This window comes from Roseateles toxinivorans (assembly GCF_004362525.1).
Classification (GTDB): Bacteria; Pseudomonadota; Gammaproteobacteria; order Burkholderiales; family Burkholderiaceae_C; genus Paucibacter; species Paucibacter toxinivorans.
This window is the reverse complement of the sequence record NZ_SNXS01000005.1, coordinates 15809-39135: the sequence shown is the minus strand read 5'-3', so window position 1 is coordinate 39135 and position 23327 is coordinate 15809. Positions and strand designations below refer to the sequence as shown.

The 23327-nt window shown below is 67.5% G+C and carries 15 protein-coding genes; 3 read left to right on the top strand and 12 right to left on the bottom strand.

Annotated features, from left to right (window positions below):
* The first annotated feature begins 571 nt into the window (after positions 1-571).
* Entirely contained in the window at positions 572-4081 is a 3510-nt protein-coding gene (dnaE, locus tag DES47_RS18450; protein WP_133702227.1) for a DNA polymerase III subunit alpha, read from the top strand.
* A 6-nt stretch (positions 4082-4087) separates the two neighbouring features.
* Here dnaE and DES47_RS18445 read toward each other — a convergent pair whose 3' ends face one another.
* The gene (locus DES47_RS18445; RefSeq protein WP_133702226.1) at positions 4088-9139 is read right to left on the bottom strand and encodes a hypothetical protein; all 5052 of its coding nucleotides are present in this window, start codon (positions 9137-9139) and stop codon (positions 4088-4090) included.
* A 238-nt stretch (positions 9140-9377) separates the two neighbouring features.
* On the opposite strand from DES47_RS18445, the gene DES47_RS18440 reads away from it, so the two are divergent.
* Positions 9378-10652 carry a patatin-like phospholipase family protein gene (locus DES47_RS18440; protein ID WP_133702225.1) on the top strand — a complete coding sequence of 425 codons (1275 nt, stop codon included), beginning with the start codon at positions 9378-9380 and terminating at the stop codon, positions 10650-10652.
* Positions 10653-10692: 40 nt separating this feature from the next.
* Here the strand turns inward: DES47_RS18440 and DES47_RS18435 are convergent, their stop codons facing one another.
* Together DES47_RS18435 and DES47_RS18430 are read right to left on the bottom strand one after the other, a co-directional pair.
* Positions 10693-11088: a ComEA family DNA-binding protein gene (locus tag DES47_RS18435; protein ID WP_133702224.1), complete on the bottom strand. Its 396-nt coding sequence runs from the start codon at positions 11086-11088 to the stop codon at positions 10693-10695.
* A gap of 134 nt (positions 11089-11222) precedes the next feature.
* Positions 11223-12950: an ABC transporter transmembrane domain-containing protein gene (locus DES47_RS18430; RefSeq protein WP_133702223.1), complete on the bottom strand. Its 1728-nt coding sequence runs from the start codon at positions 12948-12950 to the stop codon at positions 11223-11225.
* A 143-nt stretch (positions 12951-13093) separates the two neighbouring features.
* Here DES47_RS18430 and DES47_RS18425 point away from each other — a divergent pair, with 143 nt between their 5' ends.
* On the top strand, positions 13094-14206 hold the full coding sequence (locus DES47_RS18425; RefSeq protein WP_133702222.1) for a glycosyltransferase: 1113 nt from the start codon (positions 13094-13096) through the stop codon (positions 14204-14206).
* On the opposite strand, the gene DES47_RS18420 is transcribed toward DES47_RS18425, so the two are convergent.
* The 9 genes from DES47_RS18420 to DES47_RS18380 all read right to left on the bottom strand — a co-directional run bounded on the left by DES47_RS18420 (position 14203) and on the right by DES47_RS18380 (position 23326).
* Positions 14203-15039, bottom strand: coding sequence for a hypothetical protein (locus DES47_RS18420; RefSeq protein WP_133702221.1), 837 nt, complete (start codon positions 15037-15039; stop codon positions 14203-14205). The two genes, DES47_RS18425 and DES47_RS18420, sit on opposite strands and share 4 nt — an antisense overlap.
* A 10-nt stretch (positions 15040-15049) precedes the next feature.
* The gene (locus tag DES47_RS18415; protein WP_243748380.1) at positions 15050-15799 is read right to left on the bottom strand and encodes a glycosyltransferase family 25 protein; all 750 of its coding nucleotides are present in this window, start codon (positions 15797-15799) and stop codon (positions 15050-15052) included.
* Entirely contained in the window at positions 15799-16548 is a 750-nt protein-coding gene (locus tag DES47_RS18410; protein ID WP_133702220.1) for a glycosyltransferase, read from the bottom strand. The genes DES47_RS18415 and DES47_RS18410 overlap by 1 nt, the downstream gene beginning before the upstream one ends.
* The gene (gene lapB, locus DES47_RS18405) at positions 16548-17696 is read right to left on the bottom strand and encodes a lipopolysaccharide assembly protein LapB (protein ID WP_133702219.1); all 1149 of its coding nucleotides are present in this window, start codon (positions 17694-17696) and stop codon (positions 16548-16550) included. The genes DES47_RS18410 and lapB overlap by 1 nt, the downstream gene beginning before the upstream one ends.
* Positions 17686-17994: a LapA family protein gene (locus DES47_RS18400; RefSeq protein WP_133702218.1), complete on the bottom strand. Its 309-nt coding sequence runs from the start codon at positions 17992-17994 to the stop codon at positions 17686-17688. The genes lapB and DES47_RS18400 overlap by 11 nt, the downstream gene beginning before the upstream one ends.
* A 27-nt stretch (positions 17995-18021) precedes the next feature.
* Positions 18022-18342, bottom strand: a complete 321-nt coding sequence (locus tag DES47_RS18395; RefSeq protein ID WP_133702217.1) for an integration host factor subunit beta — start codon at positions 18340-18342, stop codon at positions 18022-18024.
* 160 nt (positions 18343-18502) lie between these two features.
* Complete coding sequence (gene rpsA / locus DES47_RS18390; RefSeq protein WP_133702216.1) at positions 18503-20221, bottom strand: 30S ribosomal protein S1; 1719 nt, start codon at positions 20219-20221, stop codon at positions 18503-18505.
* Positions 20222-20380: 159 nt separating this feature from the next.
* A complete protein-coding gene (locus tag DES47_RS18385; protein WP_133702215.1) occupies positions 20381-22411 on the bottom strand; it encodes a bifunctional 3-phosphoshikimate 1-carboxyvinyltransferase/cytidylate kinase in 2031 nt (676 codons plus the stop codon).
* Positions 22412-22441: 30 nt separating this feature from the next.
* The gene (locus tag DES47_RS18380) at positions 22442-23326 is read right to left on the bottom strand and encodes a prephenate dehydrogenase (protein WP_133702214.1); all 885 of its coding nucleotides are present in this window, start codon (positions 23324-23326) and stop codon (positions 22442-22444) included.
* Position 23327: the final 1 nt, after the last annotated feature.

The following is a 23327-nucleotide window of genomic DNA, read 5'->3' as shown; positions in this document are numbered from 1 at the left end:
GGCCGGGCGCATAACTCGCGCCCGTTCGCTTCGCTCACTAAGCTCGGACAAACGCGCCCAGTCAGATGTTGAATCGCGCGCCAGGGCGCGCTGGCCCAAGCCGCTGCGCGCTTCAGCCCCGCACAGGCGCCCATCGGCTGGCGGGGCTGTGCCTGCGCGGATGCACCGAGGCGTGGCAAGAACAGGGTGCCACCGGCGGTGCCCGCATTGCGAGCCGGTGGCGACGACACCCCTTATGCGGCGCCGAGCAGCGCAGCGGCCTGAGGTTGCCCATCGCTCCGAGCGATGGGCCGAGCGTCTTTGTTCGAGCACCGACCACAGGCAGCTGCCAAAGGCAGATGCCGGCCCCGCAGGGGGTGGGAGGGCGAGTTAGGCGCGTAGGCTCAGGACGTGAGCAGCACAGAGGACTTGGCCCGCAGGGCCAAGCGCCGCATTCGGGGTGTCGGCGACGCCGGCTCGCAATGCGCTCCAGAGGCATGAATACGGCATTTCTCAGCGACCGCAAATGCGCTGAGCTCTTTATTCCGGACCCCGGCACAGGTCAGCCCCCCAGGGTCCGTAAAATCCCCGGATGTCATTTGTTCATCTGCGTACCCATACCGAGTTCTCCGTCGTTGACGGCACCTTGAGGATTGACGATGCCGTGTCGGCGGCGGCCAAGGACGGACAGGTGGCGCTGGCCATCACCGATCTGGCCAATATGTTCGGCGGCGTCAAGTTCTACAGCGCCGCGCGCAAGAAGGGCGTCAAGCCGATTCTGGGCGCCGATGTCTGGATGGAGCCCGAGGGCGGTGACAAGCATCCCAGCCGCCTGCTGCTGCTGGTGCAGTCGCACAAGGGCTATCTGAATCTGTGTGAACTGCTGTCGCGGGCCTGGTTGACGAATGTGATTCGCGCCCAGGCCTGCGTGAAGTGGGAGTGGCTGGCCGAGCTGGGCGAGGGGCTGATCTGCCTGTCGGGTGCGCAGTACGGCGCCATCGGCATGGCCTTGCTGAGCCAGGATGCAGCCCGGGCCAGGACCGTGGCCGAGCGGCTGGCCGGCTGTTTCCCGCAGCGCTTCTACATCGAGCTGCAGCGCGCCGGCCTGGCCGGCCAGGAGGCGCTGGTGCGGGCCTCGGTGCCGCTGGCGGCCGAGATGGGTCTGCCGGTGGTGGCCACGCATCCGGTGCAGTTCTCCACACCCGAAGACTTCGAGGCCCATGAGGCGCGCACCTGTATCGCCGAGGGCGAGACCTTGGGCAATCCGCGCCGGGTCAAGCGCTTCGCTCGCAGTCAGTACTTCCAGACCCAGGCGCAGATGGAGGAGCTGTTCGCCGACATCCCCTCGGCGATCGCCAACACCCAGCAGATCGCGCTGCGCTGCAACCTCAAGCTGACCCTGGGCAAGCCCTGCCTGCCTGACTTCCCGACGCCCGAGGTCAACGGCCAGCGCATGACGCCGGAGGAGTATTTCCGCTACACCAGCTTCGAGGGGCTGGCGGAGCGCATGCTGCTGCTCTACCCCGATGCGGCCGAACGTGAGCGCCAGAACCCCACCTACGTCGAGCGGCTCGAGTTCGAGATCAAGACCATTCTGAAGATGGGCTTCCCGGGCTACTTCCTGATCGTGGCGGACTTCATCAACTGGGCCAAGAACAATGGCTGCCCGGTGGGCCCGGGCCGGGGCTCGGGCGCCGGCTCGCTGGTCGCCTACGCGCTGAAGATCACCGACCTGGACCCGCTGCGCTACAACCTGCTGTTCGAGCGCTTCCTGAACCCCGACCGCGTCTCGATGCCCGACTTCGACATCGACTTCTGCCAGGGCAACCGCGACCGGGTGATCGACTATGTGAAGGACAAATACGGCCGCGACGCCGTCAGCCAGATTGCCACCTTCGGCACGATGGCCGCCAAGGCCGCGTTGCGCGACGTGGGCCGCGTGCTGGGCATGGGCTATGGCCAGGTGGACGGCATTGCCAAGCTGATTCCGGCGCCGCCCGGCAAGAGCGTGACCCTGGCGCGCCCGCCGGAGAAGCCGGACCCCGGCATCATCTACGCCCGCCTGGAAGCGCCCGAGATCGAGGAGCGCGAGAAGAAGGAAGAGGAGGTTGCCGAGCTGCTGTCGCTGGCCGAGCGTGTCGAAGGCATGGTGCGCAATATCGGCATGCATGCCGGTGGCGTGCTGATCGCGCCGGGCAAGATCACCGACTTCTGCCCGCTGTACATGCAGCCGGGCTCGAACAGCGCGGTGAGCCAGTACGACAAGGACGACGTCGAGGCCATAGGCCTGGTCAAGTTCGACTTTTTGGGTCTGGCGACCCTGACGATTCTGGAGATGGCCAAGGACTTCATCGTCATGCGCCACCCGGACCAGAAGGACTTCGACTTCGCCAAGATCGCGCTCACCGACAAGGCGACCTACAAGCTGCTGTCCGACGGCCTGACGGTCGCCGTGTTCCAGCTGGAAAGCCGCGGCATGCAGGGCATGTTGCGCGACGCCAAGCCCAGCCTGTTCGAGGACATCATCGCCCTGGTGGCGCTGTACCGGCCGGGCCCCATGGACCTGATTCCGTCCTTCTGCGCGCGCAAGCATGGCAAGGAAGAGGTCACCTATCCGCACCCGCTGATGGCCGAGGTGCTGAAGGAGACCTACGGCATCATGGTCTATCAGGAGCAGGTGATGCAGGTGGCCCAGCGCGTGGGCGGCTACACGCTCGGCGGCGCCGACCTGTTGCGCCGCGCGATGGGCAAGAAGAAGGTCGAGGAGATGGCCGAGCACCGCAGCATCTTTGCGGAGGGCGCGGCCAAGAACAATATTGCGCCGCCGCTGGCCAACGAAATCTTCGACCTGATGGAGAAGTTCGCCGGCTACGGCTTCAACAAGTCGCATGCTGCTGCCTACGCCCTGCTGGCCTATCACACCGCCTGGCTGAAGGTGCACTACCTGGCCGAATTCACCGCCGCGAATATGAGCGTGGCGATGGACGACACCGACAAGCTGAAGATCTTCTACGACGACGCCTTGGCGATGGGCCTGACCTTCGAGCCACCCAATGTCAACACCGGCGTGCACCGCTTCTGGCCCGTCAGCGCCAAGGTCGTGCGCTATGGCCTGGGCGCGATCAAGGGCACGGGCCAGGGGGCGATCGAGTCCATCGTCAAGACCCGTGAGATCGGCGGCCCGTTCACCAGCTTCTTCGACTTCTGCGCACGCATCGATCGCAAGGCGGTCAACAAGCGCGTGGTCGAGGCGCTGATCAAGGGCGGTGCGTTTGATCTGATCGAGATCGACCGCGCGCGGCTGCTGGCCAGCGTGGCCCGCGGCTACACCCATGCCGAAACGCTGGAAGCGAATGCCGACCAGGGCGGGCTGTTCGACTTCGGCGACTCACACGCGTCGTCGACCCAGGAGCCCGATCTGGTCGCGGCCGACACCTGGAGCATCAAGGAACGGCTGAGCCTGGAGAAGACGGCGATCGGCTTCTACCTGTCGGGCCATCTGTTCGACCAGAGCGGCGACGAGGTGCGCCGCATCGCCCGCCGCCGCATTGCCGACGCGGTCGACAGCCGCGAGCCGGTGATGCTGGCCGGTATCGTCAGCGATCTGCGCATCATCAACGGCAACCGCGGCCGCGTCGGCATCTTCAAGCTCGACGACAAGAGCGATGTGATCGAGGCGGTGGCGAATGAAGAGCTGCTCAATGCCAATCGCGAGACGCTGGCCGACGATGAGCTGATCATCGTCTCGGGCAAGGTGCAGAACGACCGCTTCTCTGGCGGCCTGCGCCTGAACGTGCTGCAGGTCTGGGACCTGGCCGGTGCCCGGGCCCGCTTCGGCAAGTTTCTGCGCCTGAAGGCCAATGGCGTGGCTCCGCCCATCGTCGAGGTGGTCAAGGCCTGGCCCCCGCGCCAGATCCAGACCGAGCAGGGCCCATTGGCGCTGGGCCTGAGCCTGCGCCTGAGCATCAAACGCGAAGGCGCTTCGGCGGAGCTGGAGCTCGGCGACGACGCGCGCTTCTGGCCCTGCGACGAGGCCCTGGCCCGCTTCGCGGCGGCCCAGCCCGAGGCGCCGCCACTGATCGTCTACGAGGCGGGGGCCTGACTCAGCCTAGATCAGCCAGTTGTGAGTTTGCTCATGCTCGTCGATGGGCCTGTGCAGCCAGGCTGACAGCAGTGCGGGCGCCACCTCGGCGCTGTGCATGGGCGGCGCGCTGGGCTGGGCCAGCAGTGCTTCGCCCGGCTGGGCCAGCAGGTCGGCCAGGCCGGGCAGTTCTGCCGGTGCTGAACCGAACAGATGCCGCTCGGGCGGGCTCACGGTTGCGGCCCAGTCCAGGTTCAGTGCTGTGTCGACGGCGCCCGTGGCCGCTGTTGGCAGCATTTTCTGCAGCGTGAAGATGTCGTGCGCGTGGGTGGGCTGGCTGTCGGCCGGCGCCACGCCGATGCCGCCCAGATCGACAAAGCCGCTGGCCTGCATCGTCGGTGCGGCCAGCGGCTGAACATGGCTCATGTTCAGTGCCTGGCGTGTGGCCTCGGACATGGCGGCCACCGTCTCCGGGCGCAGCTGATGCAACTGGTCCACCGTCATCGCTGCCGCCTGGGCGGCGGTCATCGCAGCGGCCTGAACAGGGCTGAGCAGGGCGATATCGGACGGGCTCAGCGCCGCGAACTGCTGGCTGGCCAGCTGGCGGATCTGACTGTCCTGCAGCGCCTGCACCTGGGCGCCGGTCAGCGCCTCGATCTGCTGCGGGCTCATCGCGTTCAGCGCGGCGCCGCTGATGGCCTGCACCGCCGCGGTCGACAGCTGAGCGAGGCTGCCGTTCGACAGGGCGCGCCACTGCTCGGCATGCAGCAGCTCCAGCTGGCCCGGCTGAAGCGCCGCCACCTGGTCCGGTGACAGGGCGCGCAGTGCCTGGGTGCTCAAAGACTCCAGCTGCTGGGCCGACCAGGCCTGCAGCTGCTCGCCGTTCAGTCCGCGGATCTGGGCGCTGGCCAGCAGGGCTATCTGACCGGCGTTGAAGGCCGCTATCTGGCCGCCGCTGAAGGCGCCCAGCTGCTGGGCGCTGAGGGTGGCGAGCTGCTGATCCGTCAGCGCGCTGATCTGCTCGCCGCGCAGTGCCTGCAGGTCGGCATCATTGAGCTGCCTCAGGTCGGCCAGGCTGATGGCCTGCACCTGGCGCGGGCTCAAGGCGGCGATCTGGGCGGTGCTCAGCGCGTTGAACTGTTCCGGGCTCAGCGCCGCGATGGCCTGCGGGCTCAGGGCCTGTATCTGTGCCAGGCCCAGACCCGCCAGCTGGCTGGCGCCAAGGGCCGCCACCTGGGTGGCGCTCAGGGCACCGAGCTGGGCCGGATCGAGCTGGTTGAGCAGCGCCGGTGGCAAGGTCTGCAGTACGGCCGGGGCCAGATAGCGCAGCTGCTCACCGTCCAGCGCATGCCATTGCGCGGGCGTCAGGCTCAAAGCCTGGGCGCTGCTGAGGGCGGCGATCTGCTCCGCGCCCAGGGCGGCGATCACCTCGGTGCCGAGCACGCTCAGGCGGTAGGACGACAGCGCGGCGAACGAGGCGCCGCTGATCTGCGTGAACTGCTGCGGCGCCAGCGCCTGCAGCTGGGCGATGCTGAGGCTGGCAAAGGTGCCGGCCGACAGCCCACCCAGCTGGGTGGCGCTGAACTGGGCCAGTTGCTCCGGCGCCAGGCCTTCGAGCTGCTGGGCCGTGAGGCCGCGCATCTGCGCCACATTCAGCGCGCGCAGGCTGGCGTTGCCGAGGGCCTGGAGGTCGGCCCGCTCGAGCGCGGCCACCTGGTCCGGGCCCAGCGCGGCGATCTGGCCGGGCGTGAACGCGGCCACCTGCTCGGGCTGCAAGGCACGGATCATGGCCGTGCCCAGGCGCGCCAGCTGATCGGGCGTCAGCGCCTGCCATTGGGCCGTGTTCAGTGCCGCCCACTGGGCGGCGCTTAGCGCCTGTAACTGCTCGGGCCGGATGGCGGCCAGTGCCTGTGGCGACAGCAGCGGCATGGCCTCGGCCGGCAGGGCCAGCAATTGCTCGGCGCTGAGGCGTGCCAGCTGGGCCGGGCTCAGCGCCTGGATCTGGCCGTTGCTCAGCGCGTGCACGGCGCCGGTGGACAGCGCCGCCAGCTGCTCGGGCCGCCACTGCTCCAGGGTGCCGGCTGCCACGCCTGCCATCTGCGTGGCGCTCAGCGCCGCGATCTGGGCGCTGCCCAGCTGGGGCAGGGCGCTGTTGCTGAACTGGGCAATCTCCTCGCTGCTCAGCGAGGCCAGCGCCGCCGGCGAAAGCGCGACGATGCCTGCACTGCCCAGCGCCGCCAGCTCGCGCAGGCCCAGCGGGCCGACCGCGGCGGCGCTCAGGCCGCTGATCTGGGCCGTGCTGAGTTGCCCCAGCAGCGGCTCGCCCAGGGCCTTCAGATCGGCCGCATCGAAGCTCTTCAGCTGCGCGCTGCTCAGCGCCGCCAACTGCTGCGGCGTGAAGGCGGCCATGGCGGCGCTGGACAGCGCAGCCACGGCGCCGAGCGCCTGCACTTGCTCGGGCGACAGCCGGGCCACCGTGTCGGCGCTCATTGCGCCGACCTGGGCACTGGTCAGCGCCCCCAGCTGGCCGGCACTCCACTGCGGTAGCTGGGCCTGCAGGGCCGGCAGATCGGCTGCGGGCAGGGCGGCAATCTGGCTGCTCGTCAGCGCGAGCTGCTGCGCTGCGGACAGGCTGGCGATCTGCGCCGTGCTCAGCGCGTTCAGCACCGCCGCCGGCAGGGCCTGGATCTGGCTCGGCGTGAAGGCCTGCAGCTGTACGGCGCTGAGCGCGGTCACCGGCGTGCCGGCCAGTCCGGCGAGCTGGCCGGTGCCCAGGGCCTGCAGCTGCTCGACCGTAAGGCTGCCCATTTCGCTGGCCGTCAGGCCGCGCAGTGCAGCGCTGCTCAAAGCGCCGAACTGCTCGGCGCTGAGTGCGCGGAGTTGTGCGCTGCTGAAGGTGCCTATCTCGGAGGCGGTCAGCGCGCCGAGCTGGCCGGCGGTCAACCAGCTCATGTGCTGTGCACTCATCGCGCGCAGCTCGATGGCGCTGAGTGCGGCGATGTCGCGGCTCTCGATGGCCTGGAATTGCAGGCTGTCCAGCGCCAGGAACTGGGCCTTGCTCAGGCCGGCTATGGCGCTGGCGCTGAGCGCCGCAATCAGCTCGGGCGGCAGTCGCTGCAGCTGGGCCACGCTCAGGCCCTGCACCTGGCGCGCGCCCAGCTGTGACCACTGTTCATGGCTCAGCGCCTGCAGTGCGGCCTCGCCGAGGCTTGCCATCTGCGTGCCGCTGAGGGCACCGAGCTGCGAGCCGCTAAGCGCACGCCAGTCCTCGCCGCTCAGTGCCGCGAGCTGGGCCGGGCTCAGCGCCGCGATCTGGGTCGGGCCGAGCGCCTTCATCTGGTCGATGTCCAGGGCCTGGATCTGCTGGCTGCTCAAGGCCTGGATGGCGGTGGGCGCCAGCGCCTGCACCTGGGCCGTGCCCAGCGCTGCCAGCTGTTCGGCGCTCAGCGCCGCTGCCTGCAGCTTGCTGAGCCCGCGCAGGCTTGCTTCGCTGAGATGGGAGAACTGCTCGGCGCTCAAGGACTGGATGACTCGGGTGCCCAGGCCGCCCAGCTGGGCTGCGGTCAGCGCCGCCATTTGCGTGTCCGACAGCGCGGCCCAGTCATCCGTGCCGAGGGCGAGCAGCTGCGCCGCGCTGAACACAGCCAGCTGGCTGGTGCTCAGTGCGAGCAGGTCTTCGGCATCCAGCGCGGCGAGCTGGGTGCTGCTGAGGGCGCGCAGGGCCGTGGGGCTCAGCCGCTCCACCTGCTCTGCCGTCAGTGCCTGCATCTGGCTGGTGCTCAGGCCCATCAGCTGGCGGGCTTGCAGGGCAGCGATCTGCTCCGGGTCCAGACCGTGGAACTGGGCGGCGCTGAGGGCTCCGATCTGAGCACTGCCCAGGGCCGCGAACTGAGCCGGGCTCAGCGCCTGCAGGTCCTCGGTGCCCAGTGCCGCCATCTGGGCCGGGCGCAGCGCGCCGAGCTGGGCGCCGTTCAGCGAGGCGACCTGCTCAGGGTCCAGTGCCGCGATCGCGGCGGTGCTCAGCGCGGCGAGCTGGGCCGGGCTCAGCGCCCGCAGGCGGTCGGCGGACAGGCCGGCCACATCGCCGGCGTCAAACGAGGCCAGCTGGGCCGGAGTCAGGCTGCGCAGCGCGGCCGGGCTCAGCTGGGCGATCTGCTCGCTGCTGAAGGCCTGCAGCTGTGCCGCGCTCAGTGTCGTCAGCTGCCTGCCGCTCAAGCCGCCGAGCTGGGTGTCGCTGAGCGAATGCAACTGCTCGACGCTCAGCCTGGCGAACTGGCTGGCGCTGAGCGCATTCAGCTGGGCAGGGCTGAAGGCCTGCAGGTCTTCGATCGCCAGCGCGGCCATCTGCACCGGCTTGAGCGCCGCCATCTGCAGCGTGCTGAGGGCGGCCAGCTGGGTGGCGGACAGCGACTGGATCTGCTCGGCGCTCCAGCCCTGAATGGCCTGCGGCGACAGACCCTGGATCTGAGCACCGCTGAGCGCGGCCAGCTGGGCCTCGCCCAGGGCGGCCAGATCGGCGGCGATCAGGCCGCGCAATGCGACTGGACTGAGGGCGGCCAGCGATGCCGGGGGCAGCAACTGGAACTGCTGCGGGCTCAAGCCCGCCAGCTGGGCCTGCGTTGCCACCGCCCATTGCTCGATGCGCAGGGCCGGCAGCACGGCGTCGCCCAGCGCGGCAAACTGGTTGGGCTGCAGGGCCTGCACACGCTCCACCGGCAGCGCGGCCACCAGCTCGGCGCCCAGGGCGGCCATCTGGCCGGTGCTCAGCGCACGCCAGCTGACCAGGCTCAGTTGGCCGACCTGGTCGGCGCTCCAACTCTGCAGCTGCGTGGCGCTGAGGCCCAGCAGATGCCGGGGTGCCAGAAAGCCCATCTGCTCCTCGGTGAGTGCATGCAGCTGGGCGCTGTCGAGGCGGGCAAACTGGGCGGTGGAGAAGGCATTCAGCTGCGGGCTGGACATTTGCTGCAGCGCCTGCGGCGTGATGGCCGCGATCTGCGCCGGCGTCAGCCGCGAGATCTCGGCCGGCGTCCAGTTGGCGGGCGTGGCGGGTGTGGTGGTGGTGCTGCTGGCTGTGGTCATTTTTTTTCCCCTGCCGGCCTCAGGTTCTGTGGCCAGTTGCCGAGGAATCTAAAGCTGCAGGCCCGGGTTTGATCCGTCGAACTGGCTGCGCTTTCCGGCCCAGTGGCCAGGGCTTTGCGCTTTGCGCACAGTTCCGCTGTCATCCTGATAAAAACTGCAAGTGCCAGGTCTTGCCTGACCCACGGACGCTAAGCTCGGGCAGAATCAAGTCGGCACCGCAATCCCAATAGAGCACAGCATGAATGCGCCCCCCCACTTCCCGACCACCGGCCTGGTGCTGACCGGCGGCGGCGCGCGCGCCGCCTACCAGGTAGGGGTGCTGGCGGCGCTGGCGCAGATCCGCCGCGACTGCGGCGTCTGGGGTGGCGTCAACCCCTTCCCGGTGATTGCCGGCACCTCGGCCGGGGCCATCAATGCCGCCGCCCTGGCCTGCGGCGCCGATGACTTCGACGGCACTGTGGATCAGTTGGTGAAGCTGTGGGAGAACCTGCACGCCGACAACGTCTACCGCTCGGATTCGTTCGGCGTGATACGCACCGGCGCGCGCTGGCTGACGATGATGTCGGTGGGCTGGGCGATCGCCCGCTGGCGCAAGGCCAAGCCGCGCAGCCTGCTCGACAACAGCCCCCTGCGCGAGCTGTTGGAGCGGGTGGTGCCGATACACAAGCTGAATCGCATGTTGCTCGACGGCCATATGCAGGCGCTGTCGGTCAGTGGCTCCAGCTATAGCTCAGGGCTCCATGTCAGTTTCTATCAGGCGATCAAGGATTTCGAGCCCTGGGAGCGCACCCAGCGTATCGCGGTGCGCACGCCGCTGAGCATCTCGCACCTGATGGCGTCCAGCGCCATCCCCTTCATCTTTCCGTCGGTATCGCTGAACCTGGACGGCCAGAACGAGTGGTTTGGCGATGGTTCGATGCGCCAGAACGCGCCGATCTCGCCGGCCATCCACCTGGGCGCCGAGCGGGTGCTGGTGGTCGGTGCCGGGCGCATGCACGAACCGCCGGGCCGGCGCGTGCAGGTGGATGGCTACCCGAGTCTGGCCCAGGTGGCAGGCCATGCGATGTCGAACATCTTCCTGGATGCGCTGGCGGTCGATATCGAGCGCTTGCAGCGCATCAACAGCACCCTGGGCCTGCTGACGCCCGAGCAGCGTCGCTCGACCAAGCTGCGGCCTATCGAGGTTCTGGTGATTGCGCCCAGCCAACGCCTGGACGACCTGGCCGCCAAGCACCAGGGGGATCTGCCCACGCCGATACGGGCGATGCTGCGCGGCGTTGGCGTTTCCGGCCAAGGCGAGCAGGCCAAGGGCGCGGCGCTGGCCAGCTATCTGCTGTTCGAGCCGTCCTACACCGGCGAGCTGATGGCGCTGGGCAGGCATGACACGATGAGCCGCCGCGACGAGGTGGCCAAATTCTTCGGCTGGGACCGCTACACACAGCCGATGGGCATGTACAAACTGGATCCAATGCCGGCGGCCCGCAGCCAGGAAACGTCGCGAGGCTTGCCTTGAGCCTCAGCGCACTCTGAAGGCGGCGGGCCGACCGGACCGCTCAGCTCTTGGAGGCCGCCTTGGCTGCGGTCTTGGCCTTCTTCTCCGACTTGGCATCGGCTGCGACGGCCGTCGTTGCGGTGTCTGCCTTGGCCGGCTTGGCGTCTGCCTTGGCTGACGCAGGCGCGGCGCCCTTGAAGCCCGCCCCATTGACCGTCAGCCCCTCGGCCGAGAACTTGGCGGCGTTGCCCTCACCCACGCCCTTGACCCGTTCGATGAAGTCGGCCCAATCCTTGAACGCGCCCTTCTTGCGCTCGTCGAGAATCTTGCCCGAGACCCCCGGGCCTATGCCCTTGATGGTTTCCAGATCGGCCTGGCTGGCCTTGTTGACGTCAACGGCCGCAAACGCTGCGGCCGCGAACAGGGCCATCACGATGGCCAGCATCTTCTTCAACATAAGCGCTCTCCCTGGTAGGTGGATGGTGCGGCTCCCGTGGTCAAGCGGCTACGCCGCGCTGAGGCAGGCAAGGGCCTGACCCAGCGCTAGCATAACTCCGTATGGTGGCGGAGAAAAGGCCTGGTTTACCCAGGTTACTGATGCTGTGCCGCGACCATGGCCGCATAGGCGGTGCCTAGCGCCATCAGCTCCTCATGCCGGCCCTGCTCGATGACGCGGCCGTCGGCCAGCACGTGGATGCAGTCGGCGTGGCGCACCGTACTCAAGCGGTGAGCGATGACGATCAGGGTCTTGCGCCCATGCCATTGCTCCAGCGCCTGCTGGACGGCGCGCTCGCTCTCGGTATCCAAGGCCGAAGTCGCTTCGTCAAAAACCCAGATCGGGGCGTCCTTGTACAGCGCGCGGGCAATGGCCAGGCGCTGGCGCTGGCCGCCGGACAGCCTGCTGCCATTGGCGCCGACCAGCGTCTGCAGGCCCTGGGGCTGGCTGACGGCAAAGTCCCACAGATTGGCGGCGCGCAAGGACCGCTCCAGCCGGGCCTCGTCGCGAGGGCTGGCGTAGATCACGTTGTCGGCCAGGCTACCGTCGAACAGCACGATGTCTTGCGAGACCACGGCGAACTGGCGGCGCAGCGAGGCCTTTTTCAGCTGCTGGATGTCGACACCGTCCAGGGTGATGTGGCCGCGGTTCGGCGCCACAAAGCCCAGCAGCGCGCTGACGATGGTCGATTTGCCCGCCCCCGAGGCCCCGACCAGCGCAATCGTCTGGCCGGCACCGACCTGCAGCGTGAATCCATTCAGCGCCGCGCGCTCGGCACCGTCGTACTGCAGGATCACCGCGTCGAAGCTGATATCGCCCCGGCACTGGTCAAGGCTGAGCGTGCCGCCATCGGGCTCGGGCGGTACGTCCAGCAATTCGAAGCAGCCGCGGGCCACGACCAGGCTGCTCAGCACCGGCTGCGATACATCGGTCAGATGCCGCACCTTGGAGATCAGCAATAGCATCGCGGTGATGAAGGCCACGAACTCGCCGACGGTGGCGCGCTGCTGTTGGGCCTGCACCAGGGCCAGGGTCAGGATGATGGCCAGTCCGACGCTGGCCACGACCTGGGACACCGGGCTCATCAGCGCGCTCGATGCGGCGTTCTTCAAGGTCATGCGCTGCAGATGGCGGGCCTCGCGCTCGAAGCGGGCCGCCTCCCAGGCGCCGGCATCGAAGGTGCGCACCACCCGCCAGGCGCGGGCGATGTCATCGACCACCGAGACCAGGCGCATCTGCGAGTCATAGGCCTGGGTGCCCAGCCGCTTGGCGCGCTTGTGGATCAGGCGCACGGCCACGCCAAGCACGGGCACGACGACCAGGGTCAGCAGGGTAAGCCGCCAGTTCAGGTAGAACAGATAGGCCAGCATCACGATGCTGGTGCTGCCGTCGCGCAGTATGGTGGTCAGCGCGCCGCTCATCAAATTGGTCAGCTCGTGCGGATTGCTGACCACCTTGGTGACTGCCTCGGCCGGCGTCATGTGGCTGAACAGCTTGGCGTCGGCGCGTATCACGCTGCGCATCAGCGCCTGGCGGATGTCCAGCACGGTGCGCGAGGCGGTGCGGTTCATCATGTAGGCGCCACTGAAGGCGAACAGGCCGCGTGCGGCGAACAGGCCGATCAGGGTCAGCGGCACGGCCCAGATCGGGAAGCTCATCTCGCTGGTAAAGCCCTCGTCGAGCACGAACTTCAGCAGCCAGGGCACCAGCGGCTCGGTCGCCGAGGCCAGCAAAAAGGCCAGCACCGACACCACCAGGCCCTTGCGATGCGGGCGTACAAAGGCCCAGAAGCGGCGGGCGGGGGACGGTGGTTTGGCGGTCATTGGCAGTGCGATCGTGGGGGTTTTGTGGCGTGGGCCACACTCTAGCGCAGCGGCTGCAGCGTACGGGGAAGGGCCCTGCATATACTCGCCGCATGATTTCTGACGCGCCCCCGAGCAGGCATGACCTGGACACCCTCCCGCTCATGCCCGCCTCGACGCCACCGGTGCGCGTGCTCCACTTCGTGACCGGGGGTTTCTCGGGCGCCACCCAGGTGGCCGTCGATCTGGCCAGCGCTTCCCTGAGCGGCCGGCGCGTTGAGCCGCTGCTGGTGCTCAGGCGCAAGCGCAACACCGATGCGGCCCGCGTCCAGGCACTGCAGGACCAGGGCCTGGCAGTGCGCGTGGTGCCCGGCTGGTCGCATCTGGCGACGATCTGGGCCCTGGTCAAGATCTGCCGAGAGTTCAAGCCCGAGGTGCTGGTGGCCCACGGTTTCCCGGAGCATTTGCTGGGCCGCCATGCCGGCCTGTGGGCAGGCGTGAAGGCGCTGGTGCAGGTGGAGCACAACACCCGCGAGCGCTACACCCGCTGGCGCCTGGCGCAGGCGCGCTGGCTGAGCGCGCGCACTGCCTGGCTGGTGGGGGTGTCCGAGGGCGTGCGCCGCCGCTTGGTCGAGCTGGGCTTCCCCGAGGCCAAGACGCTGGCGATACCGAATGGCATACGCATGGAGCCCTTTGCCGATGCCGAGCTGCACGCCTTCGACGCGCGGGTGCCGGGCATCGTGATGTCGGCCCGCTTTGCACGGCAGAAGGACCACCTGACCTTGATACGCGCCATTGCGCTGCTGAAGGCCCAGGGGCTGACACCGCCGGTGCTGTTGGCCGGCGGCGGCAAAGCCTCGCTGCGCGCCCAGGCCGAGGCCGAGGTCGCCAAGCTGGGACTGCAGGGCCAGGTGCGCTTTCTGGGTCATTACAAAGGCGTGCCCGAGCTCTTGATGACGCAGCAGATTTGCGTGCTGTCCACCCACTGGGAGGGCATGCCGCTGTCCCTGGTCGAGGGCATGGCGGCCGGCTGCGCCGTGGTGGGCTCGGCTGTGCCTGGGGTGCAGGAGCTGATCATCGACCAAGTGACGGGCTTTCTGGTGCCCGAGGGCGATGCCAAGGCCCTGGCCGAGGTGCTGGCCGAGCTGCTGCGCGACCCGGGCCTGGCCAGCCGCGTTGCCCAGGCGGCACGCCGGCGCGCGCTGGAGGAGCACGGGCTGGCGCTGATGACGCAGCGCTATGAGGACTTGCTGGTGGGCCTGGCGACCCAGGCTTAGGTGCTGCGTTCCAGCCAGCGCCTGATCGGCCGGCCCAGACCGTAGACCAGGCGCTGCCACGCGTTGCGGCTATGACGTTGCACAAAGATGCGCCGGTACCAATGGCCGTGCCTGAGTTCAGGCTTCTCGCGTTCGATCAGCGCAATGCAGCGAGCCTTCAGCGCATCGCGTTCCATCGCCGCCGTGCGGCCATTGCGATAGGTCTTCTGCCCGCTAGTGACCGGCCGCACATGGCTGGCCACGATCGTGTTCAGGATCGCCGTGCGCTCCATGCCCAGCAGCTTCTGCAGGGTCGGTATCAGATATTTGTCTATGCCCCAGGACGAGACGTTGCCTTCGTAGTGGGGCGCGCCGGCCATGAACAACGGGCCGCGGTAGAAGGGCATCATCACCTCGACCCAGTCCACCGGGTGGGCCATCGCCTGGCCCTGCTGCAGGGTCCAGCGATGGGTGTAGTGGCTGTCGTGGCTCAGGCAGGGTGAGAATACGTCCAGGCCGGTGGCGCGGGCCAGGTGCAGCGCGCGGTTGATGTCGCTGACGCCGATGATGATGTCGTCGTCGATCAGGCTCACGTACTCGGGCAGTGGGCTTGCCCCGGCCAGATGTGCGGCGAGCGCCTGGTAGATCTCGCCCTTGCACTCGGTCGCGCCGGACAGCACCCGGCAGCGCAGGCCCTGCACCGTCAGCTCGGACTGCGCAACTGTGCCCGAGAAATCGAACAGCACGAGGCTGAACTGCGGCGTGGCGTCGATGTGCAGGCATTGCAGCGGCGGGCTCTTGCCGTCCCAGGAGACGAGCACCAGCGGCTGGATGGAGTTTGGCGTCTCGGACACTGGCGCCTCCTCAGCGGCGCGCGCCATGCCAGGCGTTCAGCACCGTGTAGCCGAACTTGCGGCGGAACTTGCGGAACTTGGCGCCGAGGCCCGCCTCGCTGACCTTGGCCCCGATCGAGCTCTGGAAGCTGGTCTCGTCGAGCGCGATGGCGGCCGGCAGCACGCCCTGCACACGCAGATCGTTCTCCCACCAATGGCGCAGATCGACATCGATGGGCCGGCCGAAGGGCACACGGCTGGCCAGCAGCTTTTGCGCGCCGCTGCGGCTGACCACATATCCGGCGGTGAGGCTGGGCACGCGGCGGTAGTCCACCAGCTCGAAGCCCGGAGTCAGTGGCGCGCGGCGGCTGAGCTTTTCACTGTCACGGCCGATCAGTTTGATCATGTCCCAGCCGGGCGGCAGTGCGGCAATGGCGGCGATCACGGCCGCGAACTGAGGTTTGGGGCGCACGTCGTCTTCGAGCACGACCAGCGCGTTATGCGGGCCGTCCAGCAGCTGGCGCCAGGCATTCAGGTGGCTGGCGTAGCAGCCCTTCTCGCCATTCACCAGCGGCTTGTGGAATTGATGCGCGTTCAGCGCGGCGGAGTAGAGACGGTCCTGCTCGGCCTGGGGCAGTTCGGTCCAGCGGGTGGCGGTGAAGCGCTCGGCGGCCAGGCCCAGGCGCTCGAACTCGGCCTGCAGGCGTGCACGGCGGTCGCCGTCGCTGTCCAGATTGATATAGACCACCGGCAGGGCCAGTGGCTGCGGCTGGCCCACCATCACTCGCGCCAGTGCTGGGCGATCCAGGGCGCCGGGCGCGCATGGCGCCAGTTGCCGTTGTTGCGGCCGGCCAGCGCGTCGGGCGGGTTCATCACGCCGTGGAAGATCAGGATGCGTGCGCCCTTGGGAATGAAGGGCTCGCGCCAGTAGCTGGTCGGCCAGGCGGGGATGCAGTGGTATTTGTAGCTGGCGCACCAGGCATCGTCCCAGTACTGCAAGCGGCCCTGCTTGTGCATCTCGTCCGACAGATAGGCCTGCTCGTTTCGGAACGCTTGGCGTATCGCCTCATGCTCGGTGCGGAACTTGGCCAGCACATCGGCATGTGCGCCCAGCGTGAAGCGGTAGACCGAGGAGTTGCCGGTGACGCGCCAGGGCCGCTTCCAGTCGTGGATGATCAGGAACTCGCCGGGCACCTCGAAGAAGGGCGTGATGTCATCGACGATGACCACGTCCAGATCGAGGAACAGCGCCGTGCCCTTGAGGCCGTGCAGATCGGCCTCGAACGTGGTCAGCTTGGTCCAGCCGCGTTCCGGTATACCGGCGGGCAGCTTCAGCTCGGGGATGGGCAGGCATTGCACCTCGGCGCGAATGCCCTCGCTTCTATCGGTCAGGCAGACGAAGCGGAACTCGCCCTTGAGATGCCTGCGCACCATCGCGTACAGGCGATTCACATATTCGGGGCCGTACTTGGTGCCCCACTTCATGCACAGGATGACGCGGTCGGGCGCGCGGGCGGTATCGGGCGGCATCACAGTTCCTCAACGCGCTTGGGCGGGTAGGTATCCCAGCCCAGGCAGCCCGGGCATTGCCAGAAGTAGTGCTGAGCCTCGAAGCCGCAGGCGGCGCAGCGGTAGCGCTGCAGCGGCCGGCCGGCGCGCTCCAGGGCTGTGTTGATCAGGCTGGCCTCAGGCTCGGGCAGCGTGTTGCTGCGCACGCTCAGCAGGCGCTGCGCGGCCGACAGCGTCGGTTGGTGGCGCAGATGCTCCTGCAGGCGCTGGCACTGGGCGTTGCGGTCGGGCTCGACCTTCTCCAGCGCCAGCAGCAGCGGCATGCTGGGCGTGCGTTGGTACTGGGCGAGCAGGCTGGCGTGGGCCGTGGCCTGCTGGCCGCAGGCCAGGGCGGCATCGGCATAGTCCTTGGCGACCAGATTGAAGGCCTCGGGGTTCAGCGCGATCAGCTGGGCGTAGGCGGCCATGGCCTCGGCGTGCAGGCCGCGCCGTGTCAGGCTCTGGCCGGTCAACACATGGCCCCGGGCCGATTGCGGCGAGGCGGCGATGGCATTCAGCAGCGCCTGGCCGGCGTCCTCTTCCTTGTGCGCTGCCTGTGCTTCCAGCGCCAGCTCGCACCAGTAGTGCGCGATGCGCGAGGCGAAGGACCCGGTGCCGCTGCGCTCCAGATGGCGGGCGATCTCGATCGCCTGACGCCATTCGCGCGAGCGCTCGTACAGCGACAGCCGGGCCAGGCGCGCCTCCAGTTCGAAGGGCGTGCCGTCCAGCGCCTTGAAGGCTTCTTCCGCGCGGTCGAACAGGCCGGCTTTCAGAAAGTCTTGCGCCAGTGCGTGCTGGGCGCGCTCGCGTTCGGCGCGGGGCAGGTCACCGCGCTGCAGCAGGTGCTGGTGCACGCGCACCGCGCGCTCGTATTCGCCGCGGCGGCGGAACAGGTTGCCCAGGGCGAAGTGCAGCTCCGAGGTGTCGGGGTCGTTCTGGACTGCCTCGATGAAGGCGTCGATGGCCTTGTCCTGCTGCTCGTTGAGCAAGAGGTTCAGGCCCTTGAAATAGGCCTTGGGCGCATCGCGCTGCTCGCGCTTCCACTGGCGCAGGTCCAGCCGCGAGGCCAGCCAGCCCAGGCCGAAGGCGACCGGCAGCGCGATCAGCAGCCACTGCAGATCAAAGTCCATCGGGCAGGCTGCTGTTCAGATGATCGGGCGCGGGGGCGGCCGCTGCGGGGGCAGGGGCCGCCGGGGTGGCGGCATGCTTGCGCTGCGCCTGCCGGCGCTGGCGCCACCAGGCCGGCACCATGGCCAGCACGCCGAAGGCGCAGCCCATGGCGAAGGCCACCAGCACGATGATGATCATCGGCGCATGCCACTCGTGGCCGAAGAACCAGCGCACACCGGCCTCCTGGCTGTTGTTCAGGGCGAAGGCAAACAGGGCAAAGAAGAGCAGGCCGCGAAGGGCCCAGACGATCAGTCTCATCCGAAGGATTCTAGGCCCTGAAACCGGTCAATCCTGGGCGGGCGCTGCTGCGGCTTCGTTGTGCACCGTCTGCAGGTCCACCGCTTCGCGCAGCGCCTTGCCCGGCTTGAAGTGGGGCACCAGCTTCTCGGGAATAGTGACCTGCTCGCCGCTGCGCGGATTGCGGCCCACGCGGGGCGGACGGCGGTTGATCGAGAAGCTGCCGAAGCCGCGGATCTCGATGCGGTGGCCCTTGGCGAGCGCGTCGGACATCGCGTCCAGAATCGTCTTGACGGCGAACTCGGTGTCACGCTGCGTGATCTGGGTGAAGCGTTCAGCCAGCTGTGCAACGAGGTCGGATCGGGTCATGGCGGGTGCAGGTTCCTGAGCGTGAATGAATGCGAGGCCTCGACATCATGCCTGCATATTTAGGAAAAAAGCCCGCGGTACACGAGGTACGGCGGGCTTTCCCTTAAACATGGGGGATAGGCGCAGTGCGCCGTCCCTCAGGTTTGTCTGACAAGGCTGATCAGCCGTTGTCCTTCTGCGTGTCCAGCTTGGCGCGCAGCAGGGCGCCCAGGCTGGTCGTGCCAGCGTTTTCACGCTCGGACGTGGCCGACAGGCGCTGCATGGCTTCCTGGTTGTCGGCGTTGTCCTTGGCCTTGACCGACAACTGGATGGAGCGCGTCTTGCGGTCCACGTTGATGATCAGGGCGGAGACTTCGTCGCCATCCTTCAGCACATTGCGGGCGTCTTCCACGCGGTCACGCGAGATTTCCGAAGCGCGCAAGTAGCCGGTGACTTCCTCGCTCAGCTGGATCTCGGCGCCACGGGCGTCAACGGTCTTGACCTTGCCGACCACGATCATGCCGCGATCATTGATCGAGGTGTAGTTCGTGAACGGGTCGCTGTCCAGCTGCTTGATGCCCAGCGAGATGCGCTCGCGCTCGACGTCCACGGCCAACACGACGGCGTCAACTTCTTGACCCTTCTTGAAGTTGCGCACGGCGGCTTCGCCCGGCTCGTTCCAGGACAGGTCGGACAGGTGCACCAGACCGTCGATGCCCTGGGCCAGGCCCACGAACACGCCGAAGTCGGTGATCGACTTGACGGGGCCGCGCACCTTGTCGCCGCGCTTGACGTTCTCGGCGAACTCTTCCCAAGGATTGGCCTTGCACTGCTTCATGCCCAGCGAAATGCGACGCTTGTCTTCGTCGATTTCCAGAACCATGACTTCGACTTCGTCGCCCAGCGAAACGATCTTCGACGGAGCCACGTTCTTGTTGGTCCAGTCCATTTCGGAGACGTGCACCAGGCCTTCGATGCCGGGTTCGATCTCGACGAATGCGCCGTAGTCAGCGATGTTGGTGACCTTGCCGAACAGGCGCGTGCCGGTCGGGTAGCGGCGAGCCACGCCGAACCAGGGGTCGTCGCCCAGCTGCTTCAGGCCCAGCGAGACGCGGTTCTTCTCGGCGTCGAACTTCAGGACCTTGGCAGTCAGTTCCTGGCCAACCGTCACGACTTCCGACGGGTGACGGACACGGCGCCAGGCCATGTCGGTGATGTGCAGCAGGCCGTCGATACCGCCCAGGTCCACGAACGCACCGTATTCGGTGATGTTCTTGACCACGCCGTTGACGATGGCGCCTTCGGACAGGGTTTCCAGCAGCTTGGCGCGCTCTTCGCCCATCGAAGCTTCGACCACGGCACGGCGCGACAACACGACGTTGTTGCGCTTGCGGTCCAGCTTGATGACCTTGAATTCCATGGTCTTGCCTTCGTACGGGCTCATGTCCTTGACCGGACGCGTGTCCAGCAAGGAGCCCGGCAGGAAGGCGCGGATGCCGTTGACCAGGACGGTCAGGCCGCCCTTGACCTTGCCCGACACGGTACCGGTCACGAAGTCGCCCGACTCCAGTGCGGTTTCCAGCGACATCCACGAGGCCAGACGCTTGGCCTTGTCGCGCGACAGGATGGTGTCGCCGTAGCCGTTTTCGATCGCGTCGATGGCCACCGACACGAAATCGCCCACTTGGACTTCGAGCTCGCCCTTGTCGTTCTTGAACTCTTCGATGGGCACATACGCTTCGGACTTCAGGCCGGCGTTGACGACCACGAAGTTGTAGTCGATGCGAACCACTTCGGCAGAGATGACCTCACCTGCGCGCATATCGGAGCGCTGCAGGGATTCCTCGAACATGGCGGCAAACGAGTCACCACCAAAGCTGGCGGTTTGGGATTCGGACATGGTGTTTCCTGGTGCCGGGCTGATCCGGCAGGTTGTGCAAGCGTGAAGCTTGCGGGTTAAGTTGTTGAGTTCGCCGCCCTCAGTGCAACTGACGTTGCGGGAGGGAAGGGCAGCGGGCCCGTTTTCGACGGCAAGCCCGAGGACTTGTCGTCTGCCGTTTCAATGCCCAGCGCTATGAAACGGCCTGCGATCAGCCCACCAGCTCAATACCAGATCCACCGATTCCTCGATGGTCTGGCTCGAGTTGTCGAGCATCAGCGCGTCTGCAGCTGGCTTCAAGGGCGAAACTTTACGGCTTTGATCCCGCAAGTCGCGCGCCTCTAGGTCTTCACGCAGGTCTGCAATGCTAGCTGAAATTCCCTTGGAAATCAATTGCTTATGCCTGCGCTCGGCGCGCGTTGCCGCGCTCGCGGTCAAAAATACCTTGAGGCCGGCCTGGGGGAACAGCATCGTGCCCATGTCGCGCCCATCGGCCACCAGGCCGGGCAGGCGGCGGAAGGCCAGTTGCAGGCTGTGCAGGGCCAGGCGAACAGCCGGCAGCGCGGCAACCTTGGACGACATGGCACCCACGGTCTCGTCGCGCAGCGCATGGGTCACGTCCTCATGGCCCAGGAACACCTGGCCGCCCTCGAAGTGCAGATCCAGTTGGCTGGCCAGGGCGGCGATGTCGTGCTCGTTGTCCAGCGACACGCCGGCGCGCAGGCTGGCCAAGGCGGTGGCACGGTACAGGGCACCCGAGTCCAGCACCCAATAGCCCAGCTTGGCGGCGACCAGATCGGCCAGGGTGCCCTTGCCGGAGGCGCTGGGCCCGTCGATGGTGATGACCGGAATGCTGTCCCGCTCCGGCTCGACGACCGAAAACAGCGTCTCGAAGTAGTCGGGGAAGGTCTTGGCCACGCATTTCGGGTCGAGGATGCGCACCGGCACGCCCGTGCTGCCATTCAACCCGCTCAATCCGTTCAGCGCCGCCAGCGAGAAACACATCGCCACACGGTGGTCGTCATAGGTGTGAATGGCGGCCGGCTGGAAGGTCTTGAGCGGATGCACGCGCAGCCAGTCCGGGCCTTCTTCGACGGTGGCGCCCAGCTTGCGCAGCTCGGTGGCCATGGCGACGATGCGGTCGGTCTCCTTGACCCGCCAGCTGGCGATATTGCGCAACGTGCTGGTGCCATCGGCGTACAGCGCCATCACGGCCAAGGTCATCGCGGCGTCGGGAATGTGGTTGCAGTCCAGGTCGATGGCGCGCAGCGGCCAGACGCCGCGCTTGACCTGCAGCCAGTTCGGCCCGCTCTCGACCCAGGCGCCCATCGCCTCGGCTGCCTCGACAAAGCGCACATCGCCCTGGATTGAGGCCGAGCCCACGCCTTCGATGCGCACCGGCGCGTCGATGCCGGCAATCGCGCCCAGCGCAACAAAGTAGGAGGCCGAGGAGGCGTCGCCCTCGACATGGATGCTGCCCGGCGAGCGGTAGCGGCTGCCGGCGGGAATGGTGAAGCGCTGCCAGCCATCGCGCTCGACCGTGATGCCGAAGCGCGCCAGCAGCAGCAGGGTGATCTCGACGTAAGGCTTTGAGATCAGCTCGCCCTGCACCTCGATCACCACCGGCCGGTCGGTGGCCACCAGAGGCAGGGCCAAGAGCAGGGCGGTCAGGAACTGGCTGGACACGTCGCCACGTACCTGTACCGGTTGGTCGAGCTCCAGCGTGGATGGGCCCGTCAGCCGCAGCGGCGGATAGCCCTCGTTCTCCAGGCAGTCGATCTGGCAGCCGAGCAGGCGCAGCGCATCGACCAGATCACCGATCGGTCGCTCGTGCATGCGCGGCACGCCGCGCAGCGTGATGTCGCCGCCTTGTGTCGCCACCAGCAGGGCCAGCGCGGCGGTCAACGGGCGCATCGCCGTGCCGGCATTGCCCAGGAACAGATCGGCCTGAGTCGCGCCGAGCCAGGCGCCCAGGCCGGTGACGCGCAGCGGTCCCTTGTCTTCGCGTTCGAGTTTGCAGCCCAGCGTGCGCAGCGCATCCAGCATCACGGCGGTGTCGTCCGAGTCCAGCAGATCGTGGACCACGGTCACACCGTCGCTCAGGCCCGCCAGCAAAAGCACGCGGTTGGAGATGCTTTTGGAGCCCGGCAGATGCACGGTGCCGGCGGCCGACACCAGCGGCGGCAAGTCAAGAAAGGAGGTCGAATACATGAGGGAGACAGGACAAAGGCGAGGTCGGGCTCAGCGCGGAGGGCTCTTGGGTGGCGTACTCATATGCCATTGCGAGCGGGTGTCCGAGGCCTGGCTGATCAGCTTCTCCAGGGCCGGGCCGTCGCCGTCCTGCACCAGCTTCTCGAAGTGATGGAGCACGGCGCGGAAGAATTTGGACTGCTTCAGCACTTCCTCGCGGTTGGCGACGAGTATGTCGCGCCAGATCGCCGGATCGCTGGCGGCGATGCGGGTGAAGTCGCGAAAGCCCGGACCCGCCAGCGACAGAAAGTCCGCGCCCGCCGGCTGCTGGGCAATCGCCGAGAAGTAGGCAAAGGCCAGCAGATGGGGCAGATGGCTGACGGCGGCAAAGGCAGCGTCATGGTTCTCGGGCGACATCTTCAGCACCTGGGCGCCAATCGCGGACCAGACGTCGGTTGCTTTCTGCAGCAGCGCCGCATTGGTCTGCGGCAGCGGCGTCAGGATGACCTGGCGGCCCTGGTACAGCGCGGCATCGGCGTGCTGGACGCCGGCCGACTCCTTGCCGGCGATCGGATGCGCTGGCACAAAGGAGCCCAGCCGGTTGCGCAACGCCCGCTTGGCGGCCAGCACCACATCGCACTTGGTCGAGCCCACATCCATCACCAGCATGCCCGGCTCGACCATATGGCAGATCGCCTTGAAGGTGGCCTCGCTGGCCGCCACAGGCACGGCGATCAAGACGATGTCGGAGCCCGACACCGCCAGAAGCGCCGACTCGGCAATAGTGTCGATCACGCCCAGCCGGCGGGCCTTCTCGGTGGTCGATGGCGATTTGCTGTAGCCGACCACATGCTTGACCAGACCGGCCTTCTTGAGCGCCAGGGCAAAGGAGCCGCCCATCAGGCCGCAGCCGATGACGCCGAGTTGGTTGAACATC

Excerpts from the sequence above, each read along its gene's own strand:
- DES47_RS18395 (WP_133702217.1), bottom strand. The coding sequence starts at position 18,342 with ATGACCCGATCCGACCTCGTTGCACAGCTGGCTGAACGCTTCACCCAG.
- lapB (WP_133702219.1), bottom strand. The coding sequence starts at position 17,696 with ATGGACTTTGATCTGCAGTGGCTGCTGATCGCGCTGCCGGTCGCCTTC.
- DES47_RS18380 (WP_133702214.1), bottom strand. The coding sequence starts at position 23,326 with ATGTTCAACCAACTCGGCGTCATCGGCTGCGGCCTGATGGGCGGCTCC.
- DES47_RS18415 (WP_243748380.1), bottom strand. The coding sequence starts at position 15,799 with ATGGTGGGCCAGCCGCAGCCACTGGCCCTGCCGGTGGTCTATATCAAT.
- DES47_RS18410 (WP_133702220.1), bottom strand. The coding sequence starts at position 16,548 with ATGCCGCCCGATACCGCCCGCGCGCCCGACCGCGTCATCCTGTGCATG.
- dnaE (WP_133702227.1), top strand. The coding sequence starts at position 572 with ATGTCATTTGTTCATCTGCGTACCCATACCGAGTTCTCCGTCGTTGAC.
- DES47_RS18425 (WP_133702222.1), top strand. The coding sequence starts at position 13,094 with ATGCCCGCCTCGACGCCACCGGTGCGCGTGCTCCACTTCGTGACCGGG.
- rpsA (WP_133702216.1), bottom strand. The coding sequence starts at position 20,221 with ATGTCCGAATCCCAAACCGCCAGCTTTGGTGGTGACTCGTTTGCCGCC.
- DES47_RS18430 (WP_133702223.1), bottom strand. The coding sequence starts at position 12,950 with ATGACCGCCAAACCACCGTCCCCCGCCCGCCGCTTCTGGGCCTTTGTA.
- DES47_RS18435 (WP_133702224.1), bottom strand. The coding sequence starts at position 11,088 with ATGTTGAAGAAGATGCTGGCCATCGTGATGGCCCTGTTCGCGGCCGCA.
- DES47_RS18385 (WP_133702215.1), bottom strand. The coding sequence starts at position 22,411 with ATGTATTCGACCTCCTTTCTTGACTTGCCGCCGCTGGTGTCGGCCGCC.
- DES47_RS18400 (WP_133702218.1), bottom strand. The coding sequence starts at position 17,994 with ATGAGACTGATCGTCTGGGCCCTTCGCGGCCTGCTCTTCTTTGCCCTG.
- DES47_RS18440 (WP_133702225.1), top strand. The coding sequence starts at position 9,378 with ATGAATGCGCCCCCCCACTTCCCGACCACCGGCCTGGTGCTGACCGGC.
- DES47_RS18445 (WP_133702226.1), bottom strand. The coding sequence starts at position 9,139 with ATGACCACAGCCAGCAGCACCACCACCACACCCGCCACGCCCGCCAAC.